The sequence below is a fragment of the Thalassotalea agariperforans genome (genome assembly GCF_053470345.1).
Map to the genome: position 1 here is coordinate 136,630 of NZ_JBQMWH010000006.1, position 22,211 is coordinate 158,840.

11 protein-coding genes are annotated in these 22,211 nt (G+C 38.1%); 4 read left to right on the forward strand and 7 right to left on the reverse strand.

The genetic code is table 11. The features are described 5' to 3' along the window. Positions 1-177 precede the first annotated feature (177 nt). On the forward strand, positions 178-2,220 hold the full coding sequence (locus ACSLUO_RS10360; protein WP_448248459.1) for a methyl-accepting chemotaxis protein: 2,043 nt from the start codon (positions 178-180) through the stop codon (positions 2,218-2,220). A gap of 55 nt (positions 2,221-2,275) precedes the next feature. Further along, on the forward strand, positions 2,276-3,142 hold the full coding sequence (locus ACSLUO_RS10365; RefSeq protein WP_448248460.1) for a substrate-binding periplasmic protein: 867 nt from the start codon (positions 2,276-2,278) through the stop codon (positions 3,140-3,142). A gap of 407 nt (positions 3,143-3,549) precedes the next feature. On the opposite strand, the gene ACSLUO_RS10370 is transcribed toward ACSLUO_RS10365, so the two are convergent. From ACSLUO_RS10370 to ACSLUO_RS10400, 7 genes are all read right to left on the reverse strand, one after another. Next, a complete protein-coding gene (locus tag ACSLUO_RS10370) occupies positions 3,550-4,878 on the reverse strand; it encodes a family 16 glycosylhydrolase (RefSeq protein ID WP_448248461.1) in 1,329 nt (442 codons plus the stop codon). Positions 4,879-4,970: 92 nt separating this feature from the next. Then, on the reverse strand, positions 4,971-6,893 hold the full coding sequence (locus tag ACSLUO_RS10375; protein ID WP_448248462.1) for an Ig-like domain-containing protein: 1,923 nt from the start codon (positions 6,891-6,893) through the stop codon (positions 4,971-4,973). Between the two features lie 90 nt (positions 6,894-6,983). Continuing rightward, positions 6,984-10,655 (reverse strand): TonB-dependent receptor domain-containing protein, encoded by a 3,672-nt coding sequence (locus tag ACSLUO_RS10380; RefSeq protein WP_448248463.1) that lies wholly within the window; start codon positions 10,653-10,655, stop codon positions 6,984-6,986. Positions 10,656-10,839: 184 nt separating this feature from the next. Further along, positions 10,840-12,267 carry a sulfatase-like hydrolase/transferase gene (locus ACSLUO_RS10385; RefSeq protein ID WP_448248464.1) on the reverse strand — a complete coding sequence of 476 codons (1,428 nt, stop codon included), beginning with the start codon at positions 12,265-12,267 and terminating at the stop codon, positions 10,840-10,842. 696 nt (positions 12,268-12,963) lie between these two features. Then, complete coding sequence (locus ACSLUO_RS10390) at positions 12,964-13,704, reverse strand: FadR/GntR family transcriptional regulator (protein WP_448248465.1); 741 nt, start codon at positions 13,702-13,704, stop codon at positions 12,964-12,966. Between the two features lie 236 nt (positions 13,705-13,940). Continuing rightward, positions 13,941-15,932, reverse strand: coding sequence for an Ig-like domain-containing protein (locus ACSLUO_RS10395; RefSeq protein ID WP_448248466.1), 1,992 nt, complete (start codon positions 15,930-15,932; stop codon positions 13,941-13,943). Positions 15,933-15,937: 5 nt separating this feature from the next. Then, positions 15,938-17,836: a CRTAC1 family protein gene (locus ACSLUO_RS10400; RefSeq protein ID WP_448248467.1), complete on the reverse strand. Its 1,899-nt coding sequence runs from the start codon at positions 17,834-17,836 to the stop codon at positions 15,938-15,940. A 390-nt stretch (positions 17,837-18,226) separates the two neighbouring features. Between ACSLUO_RS10400 and ACSLUO_RS10405 the strand changes: the two genes are divergently transcribed. Together ACSLUO_RS10405 and ACSLUO_RS10410 are read left to right on the forward strand one after the other, a co-directional pair. Continuing rightward, the gene (locus ACSLUO_RS10405) at positions 18,227-19,330 is read left to right on the forward strand and encodes a family 16 glycosylhydrolase (protein WP_448248468.1); all 1,104 of its coding nucleotides are present in this window, start codon (positions 18,227-18,229) and stop codon (positions 19,328-19,330) included. A 334-nt stretch (positions 19,331-19,664) separates the two neighbouring features. After that, positions 19,665-22,130, forward strand: coding sequence for an alpha-amylase family protein (locus tag ACSLUO_RS10410; protein WP_448248469.1), 2,466 nt, complete (start codon positions 19,665-19,667; stop codon positions 22,128-22,130). Positions 22,131-22,211 lie beyond the last annotated feature (81 nt).

A 22,211-nucleotide genomic window follows, 5' to 3' on the forward strand; every position in this document is an offset into this window, starting at 1 on the left:
ACATGTTAACCAGAATAAAATGAAAAATCTATACTTTTTGATTACGAAGTAATATCAACATTTTTTGATAAGTTAACCGTTAAAAGCATTTGCAATTGTTGGTTAATTATTCATTTTCAAAACATAAAGATAGATGTCTGCTTTATTCAATTGAAAGAAATATGAGGTGAAGTAACCGTGAATATATTGAATAATCTCAAAATCAGAACCCGTATATTAATGCTTGTTTTACTACCAACCATTGTTGTAGTCGGCTTCTCAGTAGTAAAATTACAAGCGCTATCCGCACACGAGCAAAGATTAAAAGCATTAACTGTTGCTATGAACTTAGCTAAAGAGGCCGGCGACTTATTAAAAAATATTCAATCAGAACGCGATTACACCTACGGATTTTTGCGCGGCATGCCAACCGGCAGCGAAGGTAAAAAATATCAACCTCGGTTACTTAAACAAAGAAAAATAGTTGATCAAGCTATTGTAGACTTCACCCAACATATTAATGAACATAAAACCGCCATATATGCCATTGAAGGTATTGACGATAACATTGACGGTATTATTAAAAGCTTCCCTAAAATTGAATACACCCGAGGTTATGTTGATAAATATCAACTCCAAGACGACAGTAAAAAATGGGTAGTGAATAACTATGGCGGCCTTAATCGCCAAGCATTATCAATTATTAATGGCGTTATTCGTGCGGCTGCAAGTGATGAAGAACTGAGCATGCTGATGGGTTCTTATGCCGCTTTAATGTTATTAGACTCTATTTATTCATTCGAATTGAGTACAAAGTTAAGAACATTTAGCCAAAAGGAAATTGATTATACTTCTCATGGTAATAACAAAGCTGATTTTCGTCAGGTGCAAGATGCTCTATCACGGTTCCAGTCTTATGCTAGCCCCGCCCTAGCAAATAAATTAAATACTGAGCACTTGAATACCGAAACACAACAACAAATCGCAAAAATGCGCCATAAATTATTAAACTTAGGCGGAAAAAGCTATAACCTATCAGCCGAAGATTGGTTTGAACTTGCCAATAATAACATCGCTTCTTTACGTGGTGTGATTAGTTATGTTGAAAACGAAATTGAAGAAAAGAATCAAGCCGCTCTCTCAAGTGCGAAAATTGCTGTTTATAACAATATATTATTACTTGTTATTTTGGCATTAATCATTTGTTGCGTGTCATATTTAATTATTCGTTCAATTAATAGCCCGTTAAAAGTTTTGGTTAATGAGCTAAAACTAGTGGCGCAAAGTAAAGACCTTAGTCATAAACTAAAAGTTACAGGTAAAGATGAGTTAGCCGAGGTCACTGCGGCTTTTAATACCCTACAAGATAGCTTCAACCTAACCCTAGTGGGGGTTCAAAATGAAGTACATGCAATGAACGATTTAACCTCGTCGGTAGCAAAGGCAATGCAAGAAAACCAAGGGTTAGCAAATAACCAGCATGAATCCACAGATTCGGTATCGGTTGCTATTAACCAAATGACATCAACCATACAAGAAGTAGCTAAGCTTTCACAAAACACTGCTGATGCTATTTCACAAGCTCATACTAGTTCCGTTGAAAGTGCGACTAACGCAAATGCCAGTAAAGGCATTATGGAAGAATTAATAGCTGAGCTGGCTAAAACACAAGAACAAGTGCTACAACTTAACAATGAAACAGAAGTTATTGGTAATGTCTTGAACGTTATACAGGGTATTGCTGAACAAACCAACTTGCTCGCATTAAATGCCGCAATTGAAGCGGCTCGAGCCGGTGAACAAGGTAGAGGTTTCGCTGTAGTTGCCGATGAAGTTAGAAGTTTAGCCAGCCGCACGCAAGACTCCACTAAACAAATTCAGCAACAAATTGAAACCTTACAAACAGGTGCTCGCAATACCGCCACAGGTACTGAACTCTTGCGTGCTCAAGGCTTAAAAGCCGTTGACGTGGTAATGGAAAGTGTCAACGCATTTAATGACATTAAAGAAGAGTTTGAGCATATTCTTGCTATGTCCACTCAAATAGCTACTGCTGCAGAAGAGCAAACCTGTGTCGCGGAGGAAATTAATCAACGAATCCATGTCATAAAAGATGATACAACTGAAATGACTAATCAAACCCATGCCACTGTGAATGCATGTGAGCAACTAAAATCATCAGCTGGCCGATTAGATGATTTTGTTGGCGAATTTAAAGTACAACTTAACAAGCAAAGTTAAGCTAAGTATATGAATTTGGCAAGGTAAGCAACGCAGGGTTATCGGAGCAACTTATATGATGAAGCTAATCAGTATTTTTATAATAGTCATTTCTTTTAGCTTTCCCAGTCATTCTAGAGAGATCATTTATCCTGGAAAAAATAATAACGGCTACATTGCTAATTTAATCAGGTTAGCATTATCGTATTCAAAAAATACCGAATATACCGTTTCCCCTTTAGGTTATTATCTTCCCAGAGATCGCGAATATAAATTTCTAGAAAGAAAAACGACCATTGATATCATTGCTGATGGGGCAACCATCGAGCGTGAAAATTCATATTTACCCATACGTTTTCCAATATTAAAAGGCTTGAACGGTTGGCGTGTTCCTTTAGTCCATATAGATAATAAGAATTTATTTGCCAATTTAACTTCCGAAAAAGAGCTAAAAAATTTACTCGCGGTACAATTTCACAGTTGGTCAGACAGCGAGATCTTGAGAAGCAATGGTTTTAATGTTTACCTGAGCGGTGACCAAAAAGGTTTATACCGTATGCTAGCTCGAAAACGTGTTGATTATTTCCCTCGCTCGTTACTGGAAGTAAAGAAAGAATTAAAATTTATCAATAATAAAAACATTGTGGCTGATCCAAACATCTTTATCCATTATCCGACGGCTTTTTATTTTTATGTCAATAAAACCGATTATCAACTCGCTAAAGATATTAACTATGGACTAGAAATGGCATTATTAGACGGTAGTTTTGACAAACTATTTGAAAAATATTTTGGAGAAGCGGTCAAAGAAATTGAAAACAGCTCAAGGCGGATATTTGAATTATCCAACCCCTTGCTTTCAGATAAGGTTCCACTCCAGCGTAAAGAGTTATGGTTGGACGTATATCATAACAAAGAAAACTGCCAAGGTTTATGCAGGTAACTTTGAGATTTCCTGCGATTACTCAATTATATATTTTCTAGGGTGTTCGCAGCTCTTTTGGTGTAATTCTTTTTACGCTGTAATAACGCCAAATTAACTTTTAAGTAAGGTTGAAGATTCAGGTTTAGATTTAATAAATAACCTAACATTATTTTAGCCAACATATTATTTGTTTCTTGACAAGCCACTATGCATCTCTAGTTTGTTCGTTTTATTGGAAATTTGTAGACTGAACCGATTTAATTGAGCAAGCATTAAAAAATAGATGATGCAAATAAGGAATTTGAAAACGGCCTGAATCGATTTATGATTGAGTTCGAAGACCGTTTGAAAATGTTATTTAAACTGGCCAGTTACACAAAATGTGCTACAGAGGCCAAAAAAAACAGACATACAAATAACCAAAATTAGTCCTTTATTATTATCGGACTGATATCTTTAGTTAAATAAATTTCTTTACCGTTCGATGAATTAAAAGACGCAGACAAAGCATAATAATGCCCTTTGGCTAACTCATCAGAAGGTTTAATATTATCAAGCTCAAGCGCTACCGCTAATTCACCACCATACCTTTTATTTTCCGCCAGTACGGCAGCATCGTTAGTTTTAGTTACTAAACGTACAAAACCGTCAGCATTTTTTTCAACTAACGCTATTGTAATACCTTGGCTTTTACCTTCTACAAGATGATAATCACTACCAGCATGGTATTTAATATTAACCATTAATGATTGTTGATTATGATGAGCCGTTGATAGCAACTTATCAGCATTATCTAACCAAATAGCAGGTAACGCTTGCCATGTTTTAACATAATCAATTTGCATGGTAGCATCTTCCGGAAAGCCCACTTTAGTAACATTATCAGGATTAGGATCGGCACGCTGACATTTTGCATTATATTTTATGAATTGACGGCGCAATCCCATTGATAATATAAGGTGCATAGGGCGATGCCAAAACAAATTAGCCTTTTCACCAACTAATTTTCCGTCAACATACCAAGATATTTTGTCTTTACGATTTTCTACCGCATAAGTATGAAAGTCTTCTGATGGGTCAAACGGCGCTTCATACCGCAATAATTGTTCAGCTGGGAATGGTTTAGGACGACGCCAAATTTTCTTGCCATTTTTACCAATTAAACGTGCATGTAAGTTATGATCCATTACATTAATTGGATCGGCATCATCGGCCTTAGGCCCATGCCAGTCAGCTTGTTGTAATTCAACAATGTCAATTTCACTATAATCTACCGAACCTTCAACCTTACTGTCTGAATACGGGTGGCCATCACTATATAACCAAAACGCAGGGCTTAAACCAGGAAATACTTTAACACCTTTAATGCGCGCTTCATAAAAACCGTAAACACTTTCGGCGTGTGTTCTGACCGCACCAGATTTATAAAATAATTCACGGTCTACTCTTTTACCGCCTTGGCAAACATCTGGGAATTTACGAGTGTGAGTTTCTTGGGTTACTTGAATATTTAACTTACCGTCTTTAACAAAGCTATTATCTTGCTCGAATGTCCAAGCACCAACAATTAAACTTTTTGGCGCATTTTGCCAAATAGCCGTATTTAACTTATCACCACTAAAGTCATCAGAACGATTGCCCTTAAGCTGCCAGCGTTCATTGCCGGCCTCAAAGCCTGTTGGCCTAACCACCTCAGCAATACTGTAAGTTGATAAAATCAAAGGGAATAGTGTGATTAATTTTAAGGCACGCATAGTTTTTCCTTTATTGGTATTACATATTTAGCAATAGCTACTATAAATAAAAAAGCCACCTTATTGGTGGCTTTTAATACAATAACTACGGGTTATTTTTCAATAATTGAATATTCATCAATTAAAATTTCATCGCCTGCAGAGAGTCCATCAAAGATCCACTCAGGAACCATAGAAGAGTCAGCTTCAGCGTTGCCATTTTTATGTACCCAAGTATCAGGTATTGTAAATGAATCATTTGGTATAGCGCCGTCTGTCCATTGTACATCCATAAACTCAATGTAAACCCATTCGCCGTTTGCATCACCAGGAATAGTACCTTTAAAGTTTGGTCCAATAGCGCGTTTAGGTCCTCTATCCGGGCCGTCAACAACTACCCAAGGTAAAAGATGATGGGTAACCGTTACATCATCGGTATTAGTAGGGTCAGCTTTAATCACTTTAGCCCACATAGATACCTTAATAGTTTTATTATGACTTTCAGGGAATTGAGCATAGTTTACTGCAAACCAACTAGTCGCAGTAGGACCTGCTTGCCAATCAAAGAAATTAACCCCTGCTACGCCACTGCTGTTTGCTGTATTATCCGGTACAGGAAGTGGGGTCGAATTACGAACAAACGATATAGCACCACTACCATTAATACCTGCTGTCGCTTTACGGCTAGATGAACCATAGTCTGTACCAATTGGAGCATAAGGTTTTTGATCGGAATCAAAGGTATTATCAAATGACGATGTTGCAACTGAATTACAAGCAGCATTTGGTTGAACAGTTAATTCAATTGATTTATCAGCTGTGTCAGCAGAGTCATTTGAACCCGTATCACCCGTTAAATAGCCAACCGTTACTGTAGTTGTTGGTAAGTTATCAAGATCCGCTGGGTTTTCTGTACCAGTACTAAACATACCTGTCGCACCAAAACCACGCATGTGCTCTGAGGCATAAGCAACATCTGGGTTAGATGACATCCAATCATAGGTATAACTACCTGTTAAATCACCAGCTGCGTTTGACGGTTCAACAACAACACCAGTCATAGTACACGCAGGTACTTCTTTCATACCTACTGGTGAACCAAGTTCATCATTAGGCTGATTAGTAATGGCTAAGGTAAAACCAGAAGTAACAGTAATGTTAGCCGTTGTAGACATACCAGTACCGGTATGAGTAATAGTAACCTCTGTGGTGCCTTGACTAACACCTGTCACTTCACCAGTATTGGCATTTACTGTCGCAATATTGGTATCAGCAACGCTGTAAGTTAATGATAAATCACTGCATGCATAACTAGGGTTAGTTTGTGCAACTAACTGAGCAGTACCGCCCGCAGGAAGTTCAATATCAGCTGCAACAACCTCAGTTACCACATCAGGCGCTGCATTAATCGTTAACGATAATGTTCTACGTGCAGGTTCTTCACCTGGCGCTAAAACAAAACCAGCGTCAACAACATAAGAAATGTTATACGTTACTGATGATGGGTTATCCACTAAACCATCAGGTCCAGGAATAATGCCTGCATTTTGTCCAGTAGTGCGGCCACTGTTTTCATCAGACATATCACATTCATGCAAACTACTACGCCATGCGTTGTTATGTACAGATGGTGCTGGATAATCAAAAGCGTCTGTGTTTACCACTAATTTTTTACTATCAGCAGTTAATGAAAACGGTGAAATCGTTTGATTAACAACACCAACCGACGGCGATTCATAAGTGTAGAACTTAGCAGGTACAGTTTCCTCTGGCGATGGAAATACCATTTCAGATACAAACACAGTTAGATCAGAGCCTGATAAGGCAACATCACCGACCATAGCACCAGCTAATAAATCTACTTCAACTGAACCATTACCTTCTGTTAATGATACTTGCAGATTTTCAGTAGCGAAGCTGACTTGCTCTTCGCTTGAAAAATTATAATCTTTACCTTTGTCTGCCGTATCACAAGCGGTTAATACACTTGATAAAGTTGCAGCAATTAATGTCGTTTTTAGTAAGTGGGTTTTCATCTTACTTCTCCAAATTTTATTTTTATATTTTGGTTATCTTATTTAGATAACCAAAATTGATATGGGTTTAGGTTATGTATTCAATCGTTACTAAAAGTTAACGCGAACACCAAAACGGAACTGGCGACCTGTACGATACAATGCTGTAGTTCTCTCACGACTGATTGAATCATCATCAAGCACATTACCTTCATCAATTAAGATGTCTGTACAATCGCTACACCCTCGAGTTTCTTTTGCAGTAAAAAACAAACGACGTGTTTCATCTGTTAAGTTAGTTGCTTGGAAAGTAAACATGACGTTTTTATTATATTGATAACTAGAGCTGATATCGAAACGGCCCGAGGCATCTTGCCAAGTAGTACCACCAATTAAACCATCATCAACCAATTGCTCATCAGTCCAACGGTGTGCTAAACGCACCATAAAGCCGTCTTTTTCCCAGAACAACGTACTGTTAGCTGAATGCATTGGTGTAAACGGTTGTGGTAAAGGTTGCGTAAATAACCCTGACGTACCAATTGCTTCAGCATCAGATTCAGACTTTTGATACGTGTAGTTAATGCTTGCACCTAAACCTGACCAATTACCAGGCAAGAAGTCGTAGTTTTGCGTATAAGCAAGCTCTAAACCTTTAATCGATGAACCTGCACCATTTTTAATAACTTCAATATTCACCGTGTCACAGGCAATCACAAATTCGCGGAAGAATCCCGCTGATTGACGATGAGGCATACAACCATCAGCATCACCTACTTGACGATCAGCATCATAATCTAACAATAAATCGGCTGAATCTAAGTCATACTCTGTGCGCACATCTTTGTAGTGATATGGCGTGGTAACGGTACGCTCAAAGTTTTTCATGTCTTTAAAGAATAACGCTGCAGAAAGCAAACCTGATTCACTAAAGTACCATTCATATGAAAGATCAATATTATTCGATTCAAGCGGCTGTAAGTTTGTATTACCGGCAGAACCAACAGAAGGACCCCATTGAATTTCGCGAATTTGCGTACGTGGATTTAATGAATCAAACTGAGGACGCGTCATGGTTTTTGATACAGCAAAACGGCCAATCATTTCATCATTAATAGCATAATTAAGGTTTAAACTAGGTAACCAAACCTCTGCACCACCCGTGTTTGTAACAACAGCCTCACGAACGCTAGATCTGAAATCATCACGCGCTAGTACACCATTAGCAAATGAAGTTGAACGGTCAATAAATGGCCAGAATTCACCACTTGTTGAGAAATCACGGTTCTGGCGTTGCGACGTTGAGTATAAAACACCATCAGCACCTAATACCTCAGATGGTAATGGTACTTGTGTAATGCCATCAGCTGTTGGAGCGCCCCAAACTAAACGGTTAACATGTGGGCCGAATGTGCCATCAGGACCTTCAATGATCCAGTTGCCATCAGCATCTACAGGAATTGTTGCATCTTCAGTATAGTTATAAGCATGCGAAACCTGCCACGCATAACAACCTCTTAAGTCAGCATCATTTGCAGGAACGTTTTGACGATTCTGCGTATCAGTGCCAAAATCATTACCAGCAATCGCTTGTGGACAAGGATCTTGTCCTTCTATCGTAGCAAGGCCACGGGTAACTAATAAATCGTAAGGGTCAACTACTTGTGGGAAGCGAATAAAGTTAATACCACCGACACCAGTAGCAACTGATTCATCTTTAACATAGCGAGTACCGATATTACCGGTTAAGCGGCCATCCATAAATTCAAAATTAACTTTAAAATAAGCAGCTTTTGTTTCAGTTTCCATTTCACGGCTACCAGTTGCTGCTTCGCGGAAACCAACAGTACCTGGGGCACGGTTAGTGATCGCTTGTAACGTTTTTTCACCGTCTAGCATTGGCCAGCCTTGGAAAAATTCATTACTTCTATCGTCAACAACACCATCGCCAAAATCATCAAATGGGAATGCATTGCCCGACATCATGTCGTTTAGATTGATAGAGCCAAAACCGGCTAATTGGAAATCTTGATTACCATTATTTTCATCAACTAATGAAGCAGCCGTAGTAGCAATGTGGTTTTGTATATTAACTTCTTTGGTACGTTTATAATATTTAGCACCAAACTCCAAGCCAGTAATATTATAAAACTCAACAGCCCAATTAAAATCTAAAAATAACGATTTGTTTGTATCTGATTGCTTGTTATCTCGAAGGGTTAACGAACCTAAATGGTTACCGTTTAAATCAAGCGGATTGAAGCGGCTAGTCGCGTTATTAATTGTACCATCAAGCGCATCAATTTCGGCAAAAGTAGTGCCAGAAAATAGCGAACATTGTGATGAATCACCCTGTGAGCAATCAAAACCAACCGGTTCAATAGTTACATTAGGATTAGTTTCGTCTAAACCTTCAATAATTTCTCTTGTCGTTCCACCCCATGTATTGGTAGATAACGCAATAAAACGACCTGCTTCATTAGCATCTGGGGTCTCATCAGTAGTTTTAGAATAACCCACTAATAAATTAGCCGTTAAATCATCAGTAATATTATGTTCAATAGTTATCGTTGCAACGTTAGTTTCAACTTCACGATCACCAGCATAACGTTGTAAAGAACCGGTATGTGAGCGACTTAGTGATTTTTGTAACGTATTGGTTGTTAAATCAACTGCATTCCATTCTGTCGGATCAGTTTCATGAAGAAGTGGGACATCAGGGCCATAGTTAAAGGCGATTGTATGGCTGTCTTGACTGACTTTTTGGCTACTGTGAGTTAAATCTAATTGAATGTCTAAATCATCAGTTGGTTGAAATTGAATACCAGTTGAAACTGACACACGCTCTCTGTGTGTTAAATTACTACCTAGTTGATGCCCTTCACGAACCAATACATTTAAATCACCATCATGAGCAATTTGTGTATCTGGATCCCAATCGGCTAAATCAGCGGTTGTTTGACCTTCTCCTAAAATCCGAATAGCTTTACCAGTCGCAGCATCAATTGCGCGACGACCACTTGGATCATCTGTCATAGCATCAGCAATAGGCTGAGCAAACTCATAAAAACTTGAGTTCATTCGGTCACTACGGTTAACAGATGTATCTTTAGAGGCAGTAAAGATAAAACCTAGGCTGTCATCTAGAAATTTTTCAGAAATGCTACCCGATAAACGATAAGAATCTTTACCGGCATAGTCATCAAAACGCTGTTCTAGAGAAAATACACGTCGATTGTCATTTAGATTAAGTGGTCTAACCGTACGTAATACAATATTTGCACCTAATGAGCCTTCATCTTGATCGGCAGCTGCCGTTTTTAATACATCAATTGAAGATAAAATGTCAGATGAAAAGGTACTTAAATCAACACTGTTATCAGCCGTAGTGCCATCTGTTGATCCGTCACCATTTAAACCACCAGTTAAGGCAACACCGTTCATTGAGATTTGGTTCATGCTTGAGTTAGTACCACGTACGGATATACGAGCACCTTCGCCATTACCTTCTTGAACAGTTACACCCGTTACACGAGATAATGCATCTGCGATGTTTTGGTCGGTTGATTTACCAACATCTTCTGCATGAATTGAATCTGATACACCATCGGCAAAACGCTTAGCGTTCATCGCTTTACGTAAGCTACCTTTAAAGCCTGTTACTTCGATGACTTCAATAGCTGGTTCATCCGCTTTTTTTTCTTCTTCAGCTATGGCAATGTTACCTGACATAGATGCCAGTATTGCTGCTGATACTGCTGTTAATTTAAAGTTGTATCTCATGTGTTCCCCACTTTCTTTGTTTTAAAGGCTGGCAGTAAAACTTAACCTGATAACCTTCGTACTAGCTTATTAATACGTTGAGTGAATTGTGCTTACATCTTCTGTTATCTGGGTAACTTACCCTTCCCCTTTAAGCATTAACCATAATAACTTTGGTCAAATACCCCAGATAACTTCGAACCTTTTATTTTTCTAAATTTTGCCAGTGGTAACGATCTTGACGTTCAATATCGTAATTTTCGAACTTACGTTGTAGTAACCATCTTGGTCTTTCTAACGTTGATTCCCAGGCAAATAATTTTTTAAACATGCTTTTAACTTTTTCAGGATGCTGCGCAGCTAAATCGTTTAACTCTTTAACATCGTCAGGCACGTAATAAAGCTGTGCTGGTCTGTCTGGATAACGAATAAGTTTCCAGTCGCCTTGACGAATAGTGGCGCGTGTATCTTTTTTCCAATATAAGAACTCATGTGGGCGGCCTTCATTGGTTCCATTTAAATAAGGTAATAAATCAACACCATCAATATCTGTTAATTTTTCAGCGTTCCCACCTGCTGCTGCATAAAAAGTTGGTAATAAATCTAATAAACTGATCGGGTAGGTATACTTTGCGTTGGCTTGTACTTTATTAGGCCACTTCATTAAAAATGGAACACGAATACCACCTTCTAAATGATTTGATTTAGTACCACTTAATGGTGAGTTGCTTGACGCATTTTTATCTGAAGGACCGCCGTTGTCATTGGTATAAACAACGATGGTATTGTCATCAATACCTAATTCGGCAAGCTTATCCATGATTTTCCCTGACGCTCGATCTAATGCTAACGTCATTGCAGCTAAGGTTTTTAACTTACCTTCTAAATTTGGAAACTGAGCAAGATCTTCTGGACGTGCTTCCATTGGTGTGTGTACAGCATTAAATGAAACAAAGGTAAAAAACGGTTTGTTTTGCTTAGCTTTTTTCTCAATAAACTGTATGGCTTCATCAGCAAGCAAATCAGTATAATAAGATTGTGGCTCTTCCATATTGCCAAAACCACGTTCATTTAAATCAAGTTTGCTGGCTGGAATATCAGAGTATTGAAAGTAGCTTCTAGCACCGCCTCTAAAACCATAGAATTCATCAAAGCCACGCTTAGTTGGATGAAATTTATCAGCCCCACCTAAATGCCACTTGCCATAAAAAGCCGTCGCATAACCTTGATCTTGTAAATATTGCCCCATGGTTTTTTCTTCAACCGGCACACCCATATCATTGCCATCGTTAGCTGAGTTTGCGCTCATATAGCCTGGAACATTGTTTTCTTCAAAACCAAAACGTTGTTGGTATTTGCCGGTAATTAAACCCGCGCGTGATGGGCCACATGTAGGGTCTGAAACATAGGCTTGGGTAAATAACGTTGCTTCTTTGGCTAACTTATCTAAGTTAGGGGTTTTCATTATTTTGCTACCATGAAAACCAAAGTCGGCATAACCAGCATCATCTGAAAATAAAAACACAATGTTAGGTTTAACTTGTTGGGCTGATGCAGATTGTTCTTCAGAATGAACTGAAAAACTAATCAATGTAGATAAACAAACTAACTTAATATAAGTGCGAAAATTCATATTTTACTTCTCTATATAGCCATGGCTAAGCCAGTGGTTCATTCAAATTTATAAAGCTTGGAGCGATCTCATTTTGCTGAATATAACTTTAGTAGAAATTGATAAAACATCTACAACCTTAATTAAGATTCTAACAATATGAACATCATATGTTTGTATTCATAATTTAAACATGTGATGTTTTAATAATCAAGACTTTTTACAAACTTATTTAATTGAAATAAAAAAGACTAAAATTTAATAACTTAGGAGGGTTTATTGATAAATAGCCCGATAACTTTTAGCTGTTTTTGATATAAAATACAGGTAGGTAATTACTTAAAAGCATAAATGGAAGCATAGAACGATTAGTTAACTTAATAATTGATTTACCCAATTAAAGAAATTTTGATACTAATACCAATACGTATAAGAAAGTGATCGCTTAGCGATAATTTAAAAGCTTAGAGGCAAGGCATTGATTGAAGAAAATGGTTATTCTCGGTAACGGCTTCTGCGTTACCCTGATGTCCCCATCCATGCGGGAACCTTGTAAAAATCAATAACGCCGCATATAAATCAATGATGATTCTTTATGATGATTGCCCGGACCACGGATAAAAAGAGTTAAAAAAAAGGATAAATAGCTCAGCTATTTATCCTTTTTTATTATCATTTCTTTAACGATAGAAAGATGTATTAAATTTATTTAATCATTTATAAAGGCTTATAATTTTTCGCTTTTAATCGACGAGTTACATCACTTAATAATTTTTCTGTCATACTTTCAGCCAGATCACCATTTCTCGAAGCAATGGCTTCATAAAGCTCTCTATGAAAAGGTACAGAGGTGTCATTTTCTCTTGGGTCTTGATTAGTAATACGAATACTGACTAATAAAGCAGAATATATCACCCCTTCCATCGCCGTTAAAAATTCATTATTAGCGGCTCGTAATACCGACTTATGAAATAAAGCATCAGCAATAACAAACTTTTCAACATTGCCTTTTTCTTCTTCCATTGCAATGCAAGCAGCTTCAATGGCTTTTAGGTCTTCATCACTTGCACGTTCAGCTGCCCAGCGAGACGCTTTAGGCTCAAAACATAAACGAATATCCATTAATTTATGTAAAAACTCAGGGTTTGGCGGCGCAGTAATATGCCAAGCTAGAACATCATCATCTAATAATATCCAGCAACTGCGTGGTCTCACTTTAGTACCAATACCACGACGAACATCTAATAAACCTTTACTAACCAAAATTTTAACGGCATCACGAATAACAACACGGCTGACCTTGTAACGTTCAGCTAAGGCATTTTCATCATCAATTAAAGTGTCAGGCTCAAAAGCACCAGCAACAATTCTTCGCCCTAATTCACGCGCAATTTGCACAGACAGACTGTGTCCCATCGTCGATGAGGATTTTAAATCATAATAAACTAATTCGCTCATACTCTATTCTTTCTACTAATCAGGTCAAAAAAGGTTGTGAATATATAAACATAGGACGTTTATATATTCAATGTTTTTATACTTAAATACTAAAAATTATACCATTTAACTAAGCGATTAAGCTACTTTAATTTAAACCAAACAACTGATATATCTATAAAATCAAGCCAAGACAAATTGTAAACAATCATCAATATAAATAGTGAGTTAAACTACCTTTTATACTCTACTATTTTTTACTTTTTAAATAACTTTCTTAAAGTTATAAAACTAACCATTAAAACGGCAATTAAATTTAAAGACAAACTACCGCCACCGGAAGATGTACTAGTTTCAACTTCTTGTTTATTAACATCATTAACCGTTAATTGAGTCGTCGCCGTGTGATTATTATCCGTTGTTATTGCACTTATGGTAGTTGTACCTTTAGCCAGCGCGCTGATCGTTCCGTTATTAGTTACTGTGGCTACGGTTTCATTTAACGAAGACCAGGTAATTGCTTTATCCGATGCATTTTCAGGTAATATGACAGCATCTAGTTTGCGTGTTTCTCCCACCGTTAATACAACAGATGATGGTAAAGAAATCCCTAGGACAGAGATTTCTGATGACGCTGCGTTAACATTAATGTCAACAGTGTCTCTGAGCAACCCATCTGATGTTTCTACGGTAACAACGGCATTGCCTGCGCTAATCGCGGTGATCACACCTTCAGAATTAACTGTAACAATGGAAGGGTTAGATGACACCCAAGTCACTGATTTATCACTCGCGTCAAGTGGTAATATTTCAACATTTAGCGAGATCGAATCATTAATATTAAGGCTGATTGAAGTTTCTGGTAAATTAACACTGCTAACTGCCTTATTCGGTAATAAACTTCCAACCCGGTAAAGCTGCATTTCATCAATCAAAAAAGCTTCGTTCTGCGTTTTAGTAAAATATACTGTCGCGGTTGTGGTGTTACTTCCCGTTGTAAACTGTAAACTTTGCTCCTGCCAACTTGATTTAAAAAATCTAACATCTGTTGCCGAGCCGCCATAGTTTTTAACACCCAGCAGACCATTACGCCATATTCCTGCAGCTTGATTTGTTCCTGTCGAATTAGCAAATGTTGAAAGAATGTAGGTTGTATTAGGCTCAACCGTTACATTTTGCTCAATAGTGACCGAGCCAATTAACGATGCCGCAGAATCGCCATCATGTACCGAACTATTGGTATTAGTAGCACTGCCTGTGCCACTCGAATGCCAATCATTCATGCCATTTTCAAAACTAGGGTTTGATATCAAATTAGGTCGTTCAAGGCAGGTTCCACTTGAAGGCGTATTGCGCTGGTACACTCTGGCATAATCAATAACAAAATCGATACCTTTCGAGCCATTAAACTGAGCTGAGCTTAGATTACTCGCGGGTACTTCCCATGAAAAAATTTCCATATCAATCCACGGACGCTGTGCCCCCGTTGCCACCCATGCATCACCCATTTCAGCGCGAGTAACGCAATTAATTAAAGCGCCGTCAATATATATAGCAACATAATCTTTATCCCATTCAAAACCATAAGTATGAAAATCCTCGGCAACATTAAAATCTAAAATATGGGAATTATCCCAAATACGTTGACCATAAGTTGGCGATTTAACACCATCAGTTACCCGCCAATCATGAAATGAAGTATGAAATCGTTTAGCTGACCATTTGTTATTTGGGTTATAGCCAAAACTTTCAAAGGCATCGGTTTCGCCTTGATTACCGGTTGTCCAATATGAACTTGAGATAGGCCCTGGCGCCGCTTTAGAGCGCATTTCCATATAACCATATAAGAAATAATTTTTTCCTAAAAGCGCGGCAGTTGTTACTGGGGCAACTTCACCATACTTTAAGTTACCGGTAGGATTACCTCCCTGATATTCGTCAGCAAAAGGGTAATCAGGTTGCCAACGCGCCGTCATATATAAGTAACCATCTCTAACAGCAACGTTATCTGGGTTAAATTGCGAGGGGGCACGTCCTTTCCATTGGCCATTCCATTGACCATTTTCGCCTTGGTTCCACCATACGTTTCTATCGAAGTCGTTACCATTAAACTCATCTGAAACGTCAGTATTAATTGTCCAGCCAGCACGGTTTTCAGGATCAGATAATGGTGGTGGAATATCAGCGGCATGAGTTGCATTAAAAACAACAGCCATTAAACCGCTGAATATTAATTTGGGATTTATCATTTCAATTACTTCCCAAACATAACATCAGCATTGGTATTAATGGTTTTAACTTCTGTTTCACCATTACTCCAAGTAACCTTAACTGTTGCTTGTTTGTTGCAACGACCTAAACCAAAACTTAATTTATTATCAAAACTTTGAGAATAAGCAGCACCACTAGCACCGCCAACACGCTTAACTTGAGAAAGTTTACAAGCATCAACTTTTACCATAGCCCCAACAGCACTGGCATCACCTTTTACTGAATTATTAACAATAACCCGTAAAAAGCCGTTATTGTTACTTTCATTTTGAAATAAATGCCATTTACCGCGTTCGTTACCAATTACAATGTCAGCAAAGCCATCAAGATTGTAATCAACGGTTTCAACGCCCATACCAATAGCACCTAGCTCTGTTGAAACAACCCCATGTGTGCTAGCTTGAGTAAATGATTTACCGTCTTGATTCAGATAAATTACCGAGACATTTTCACTAACTAAATTTCCGCGTTTTACGATCACTAAATCTTGAAAACCGTCATTATTAAAATCAGCTACCGATACGCCCATAGAATGTTCCGTATTTTGTGGTATAAATTTATTTGTCACATCAACAAATTTACCATCACGATTTTCAAGTAATACGTTATCTAAACCAGGATCGTTAAAACTTTCTGGCGCTGATTTAATGCCATGTGCAACTCCCGTTGATGGTGAAAAAATATCACCCGCAATACGCCAATAATTATTGCCAACATAGCCCACATAGGTGCCTTTTTCTTTTGAATTTAATATTGAATCATCAGGAAAACCTAACGCATCACTACTAACAAAAGTAACATCTCGACCAGAATGTATTTCACCTTCATATTGATAAGGGTAACTTGACTCACCAACAAACAGCCCTTGATGCGGCCATTGAGATTGTAAGTTTTCAAGTTTTAACACTTCTCCCGCTGCTAACTTATCAAAGTTAAACTTGCCTCGTTTAGTGTAATAACCAAAGACTTGATCTTCAGCATTATAAAAGGTTTGTCCTGCTTTAAATTCAGTACCTCGGGTCAAGAAAATATCAAAATCACCATCGTTATCGAAATCAAACTCTACGGCTGAGGTAACTTCGTTAATTTTATTTTTAAGCAATTTATCTGTTACATCAGTAAAAGTTAACTTACCGTCACCTTGATACAGTTTTACACTGCCATGACCGTAAATAAGTAAGTCAGTAATATTATCGCCGTTAAAATCGGTGGTTAATGTTTTTTGGCCATCTTGACGAACTGCCGGTAACATACTTGCGATTTCAAGCTGTCCGTTACCCGTGTTGGCATAAATATAGTTTTCACTTTCTCCGTTTTTTTCGTTTGAAGGAAATGCAAAATTTACAAGGTCAAGATCGCCATCATTGTCTAAGTCATTCAGTTTTAAGGTACGACCACGCATTAGCGCTAAAGGTGTTTTAAACTCCTCATCAATCGCAGTAAAGCTACGTTTTTTTACCCGATAAGCCTTGGTATTACGCGCATTACCACCAGAACCACCGCCACGAGATAAAAACACTTCTAAATTACCGTCTTTATCAAAATCACCAACGGCAATACCATGAATATCTCCCATTAAAATATCATAAGGTTTGGCATATTTACCTTGGTTATTCCACATTACGCTGACGCTATAACCATGATCATTCAATAGTAAATCGGGGTAACCATCTTGATCTAGATCGGCAATGGTTGGTGCATCCCATTTACGACGATTTTTATTTTCTCGGGCAAAACCCGAGGCCACTTCACTAAAATTTACTTGAGCAGTAATTTCGCTACTTGTCTCTACCGCAGTTACACTTTGACAAGCGCTTAAATAAAATAAGGAGCAGATCACACCGCTAATATTTAGTGATACTTTCTTTTTATTTATAAACATAATTTTTCCTATTTTAACTGTTAGTGAGTGACTTGCTCTAATGACCTGCCAGTAAAATCACGATTACCAATTCGGCTATTTTTTAAGTTGAAATCACACAACAATAAACATATGATGTATCGTGACATCTTACATTAAGAATTTAGATTAATGCAATGTAATAATCTAAAACTCGGCTTTAATGTACCGTCAACTAAACAGTAACCTGTAGTCCAAGTGCATGTTTAATCATTAAATTATGTATAAATTTAATGATTCAATCAGGAAGATAAAATAGTAAAAGTTAGCTCAGGTTTAAGAATTACTCAGTAATGTATTATTAATAAGCGCGGTACTAAATGTACTGTTTAATACGTTTTTACTTTCGTAACTATAAAAGACAATAAACATATGAAAAATTTATTATCGAAAACATCCAATAAATCGCTTTCCAAGCTACTTTGCTTGGTAACCCTGATAACCGCTAGCCAAGTATCAGGTTGTAATGATCACGAAGCTATAAATACGACAGCAGTAGAACAACAAAAAACTAGCTTATCGGTTGCACCATTGAGCGACACAAGTAACCAAGCAGGTTGGATATTAAACACTGAAGTTAGTGACGAATTTGACGCAGCGGCACTAGATGAAGATAGGTGGTTTATCGTCGGTAAACTTGATGAAAATGGCCATCCTATTTACAAAGACCCCGATCACCCAGAACGTGAAGTTTGGATTGGCCGCGCACCAGCACAATTTTCAGGACGTAACGTTCGTTTAGAAGACGGTATGCTAAAAATTTCTACACGTTGGGAACCAGATTTTCCTTTCACAACAGAACAAGGCTTAGATAACGTCAACTACAAATACGAAAACTTCACTACTGCCGCTATTATTAATCGCCATTTATTCCGTTATGGCTATATTGAAGTACGCGCAAAAGCGGCTGACGCAGAAGTATCAAGTGCTTTATGGTTTACCCGTCACGAAGTAAAAAATGGCCAACGTAATGATACTGAGTTAGAACTTGATATTTTTGAGCACTTTGGTAGCCATCGTATGGAAGGCCAAGCACACCGCGATAGAGACCTATGGTGGACAGTTCATGACTGGGATCCAAAATATGGTCATGAAAATGGTAATAACGTAACCTACACAGAAACTAAAGATTTAGGTTTTAGAGTCGCTGCTGATTTTCATACCTACGGTTTTGAGTGGACTGAAACAGGCATGCGTTACTATGTTGATGGCAAATTAGTGTCCGATGTATCTGTTGCTGAAGTTGAAGCATTTGCTAAGAAAAAAGGCCGTGACAAAGGCTATGTTATTGATAAAGCCATGCACCTTTGGTTAGATTCAGAATCTTTTCCTTGGCGCGGTTATCCCGATTCAAAAGAAGATTTAGAAGCGAACAGCCCAGAAGGTGAAAAAGATGATGGTATTGTCGATTTTGAAGTTGAGTACTTAAGAGTCTGGCAAAAACCTGAACACATGAACTATGCAGTTGATCACTAAATTTTCAGTGTTATTTACGACTAATTTAAGTCAATTAGCTAGCGCTGTTTAACTTTGTTTGTATGTTGTTGAACTTTATACAAATTTTAACTGGCTAATGAACGCATTATTTTATTATCCCACGGTGCTTCTTTGGAAGCAGGCAAGCACCTTGATGACAAAGTATTTAAATTCACAGTTAGAAAATATGCTTACCATAGCATGCTTTCGTATTTTTCCGCCTATGCGAATATTAAACAGCGTCTATTGGAAAATAGCTGCCAAAATTAACTTTTTTGCCACAAATAAGTGCTTTACATATTTGTGTAAAAAACCATTATCATCGGAGATTTTTATGATTAAAAAATTATCTTATGCCGCGCTATTAGGTACATTACCTTTTGGCTTTAGTGCATGTACATCGCCAGAGGTTGAAGAGCCTACGATCCAAACCGAATTTACAACATCTTCTATTGTACCAGTTACCGGTGAAGTTGTTACGCCACTCGAAAAAGAAGCGCTAACAAAAATCTTCCAACTTGAAGCTAAAATGGCTGTAGCACGTGCAAAAGACTTAGATGTTACACGTGAAGAGACTGTTGTATGGTTTGCTAAAGAATTTTTAAAGTACGCCGATTGGGATGAAGCTAACCCAAAAGCAGTTAACTACATGTTTGAGCAATACGGCCCGTTTAAAGCAAAAAAAGATGAGCTAGCTGCTGGCCTTCCTGATTTTCAACGCACTAAAGTTATTCAAATACTTGATACTGGTTTAGCTGAATTAGACCAAGTACTTAGTGGTGAAATTGTTCGTCGCCCAGTGAATAAAGTTGATTGGCAAAATACTGTCGCTGGCGACAATATGTTTGTTAGTAACGGCAAGCCTATTTTCTTATACGACTATTTCTCAAAATCAGTGGGTACACCACTTTCTGAAAAAGAAGTCTACAACGACCACTTAGGCGCAATTTTCCACGGCGGTGAAGACTTATACGAAGTTGATCATGACCGTGCCATTAACTCTTTCCTACTGAACGAAGACGGTACTTGGAATGAGAAACTAATGGAGAAAATCACGCAAATTTCTGATGAAAACATCGGCTTTTTAATTTACTGGAACATGGGTATTCCAAAGTGGATTGAAGATAAAGAGCCAGAAGTGCGAAAAGGCCGTTCGTTATTTACCGGTTACGATATCGATAACCCATTAGTGCGTGAAACGTGGGGCAAAATCGCCAAGCATACCGGTGAAATGACCAAAGATAAAAAAGTCTCTCGTATGGGATACATTTTATCAAACGAACCACACTGGTACTCTGAAAAAAATGGCGACAAAATGCATTGGAGCCACCAATTCCAAGAAATGAACGGCATCTCTTCATATACCCTTAAAAATTTACAAACTTGGTTAGACAAACGCTACCAAGGTGATATTGCCGCCTTAAATAAAAACTGGGGTACTCAATTTACAAGCTTTGAGAAGGTAAGCATTGAGATCCCAATTGATATTGCAACACGTGGCACACCAATGTGGTATGACTGGAACCGTTACCACATGGATCGCACCATCAACTGGTTTACTTTCCTACAAGGTGAATTGCGTAAAGGTAACCCTGAAGCGCATACGTCATTAAAAATTATGCCTAACATGTTCAGTGAAAATAGCCGATCGCATGGTATTGATGTTGAATCATTAACTGAATTAACCTCAATGATTGGTGATGACGCACAAACGCGTGAAAAACGTAAACTCAACTTTACTCAAGATGAACCATGGCAATCTCATTACGGTTGGTACTGGGAAGAACTTGCAACATCTTATGATTTCATGGAATCGGTTGCACCAAACAAGATCCACTTTAACTCTGAGTCTCACTTTTTATCAGCGTCTTGGTGGCGTGACATGGACACGTCAGTTGACTACGTAAACAGTGTTTACTGGTTATCAACGCTTCAAGGTATGGATGCTAACTTAGCGTGGTTCTGGGCGCGTGATCCTGATGGCTCACCTGAAGATCGTTTAGAAGGTGAAATGAACTTCTTTGACCCAGCCTTAGCAGGTTCATTTGCGGGTTCTAACAACCAACAGCCACATATTTCAAATGCTTACACGCAAGTTATGTACAACATGAACAGCTTCTCTGAAGAAATTATTGCATTGCGTGAGCAACGTCGCCCTATCCGTTTATTTTATTCAGAAACATCGGCAATTAATAAGCCACGTCATCAAACTGAACAATTTGATATGTACGAGCAATTATTCTTTGATGGTTTCCCTATGGGTTACGCCACAGAAAAAATCATTAAAAAGCAAGATAACAACTCATGGGATGCTATTGTGGTATACAAAACTGAGTTTGTTACTGCTGCTGAGCTAGCGTCTTTACAAGCATACTTAGACCAAGGCGGTACGGTAATTGTTGATAGCGAAAAAAGCTTAAGCAAAAATGAATACGGCCAGGCACATGCTAAAGCGCTGACCGAAAGCAAAGGCAAATTAATTGCACTCAACGGCAAAGCTGATGTTAAAGAAATTCGTAAAGTTGCGCTAGAAGCGGCGAAAACAGGTTTACCCGACTTAGATCTTACAGAAGACAATGGTTCGGCACACAAAGGTGTTAACTGGCGTGTCGTCAAGCAAGAAAACGGCAAATACCTTGTCCACTTAAATAACCTTGGCAAGCATACCGCTAAATTGAACTTAGCATTAAAAGACGGTGGCAAAGTTAGCCTCGTTAATATGATGACAAGTCAGGCCCTAGCCAGTGACTTTGAGTTAATTTCAAAAGGCGTATTATTGTTAGAAGTTAGCGCGGATTAGTCAATTCGTAAATAATCAAGATAGCCCAGTAAACCTTTAAGGTACTGGGCTTTTTATTTTTTATAAAGTGTCTTACTTAGT

Bases quoted from the DNA above. Each gene is read 5' to 3' on its own strand.
- ACSLUO_RS10375 (WP_448248462.1), bottom strand. From the start codon at position 6,893: ATGAAAACCCACTTACTAAAAACGACATTAATTGCTGCAACTTTATCA.
- ACSLUO_RS10385 (WP_448248464.1), bottom strand. From the start codon at position 12,267: ATGAATTTTCGCACTTATATTAAGTTAGTTTGTTTATCTACATTGATT.
- ACSLUO_RS10390 (WP_448248465.1), bottom strand. From the start codon at position 13,704: ATGAGCGAATTAGTTTATTATGATTTAAAATCCTCATCGACGATGGGA.
- ACSLUO_RS10370 (WP_448248461.1), bottom strand. From the start codon at position 4,878: ATGCGTGCCTTAAAATTAATCACACTATTCCCTTTGATTTTATCAACT.
- ACSLUO_RS10410 (WP_448248469.1), top strand. From the start codon at position 19,665: ATGATTAAAAAATTATCTTATGCCGCGCTATTAGGTACATTACCTTTT.
- ACSLUO_RS10405 (WP_448248468.1), top strand. From the start codon at position 18,227: ATGAAAAATTTATTATCGAAAACATCCAATAAATCGCTTTCCAAGCTA.
- ACSLUO_RS10380 (WP_448248463.1), bottom strand. From the start codon at position 10,655: ATGAGATACAACTTTAAATTAACAGCAGTATCAGCAGCAATACTGGCA.
- ACSLUO_RS10365 (WP_448248460.1), top strand. From the start codon at position 2,276: ATGATGAAGCTAATCAGTATTTTTATAATAGTCATTTCTTTTAGCTTT.
- ACSLUO_RS10400 (WP_448248467.1), bottom strand. From the start codon at position 17,836: ATGTTTATAAATAAAAAGAAAGTATCACTAAATATTAGCGGTGTGATC.
- ACSLUO_RS10395 (WP_448248466.1), bottom strand. From the start codon at position 15,932: ATGATAAATCCCAAATTAATATTCAGCGGTTTAATGGCTGTTGTTTTT.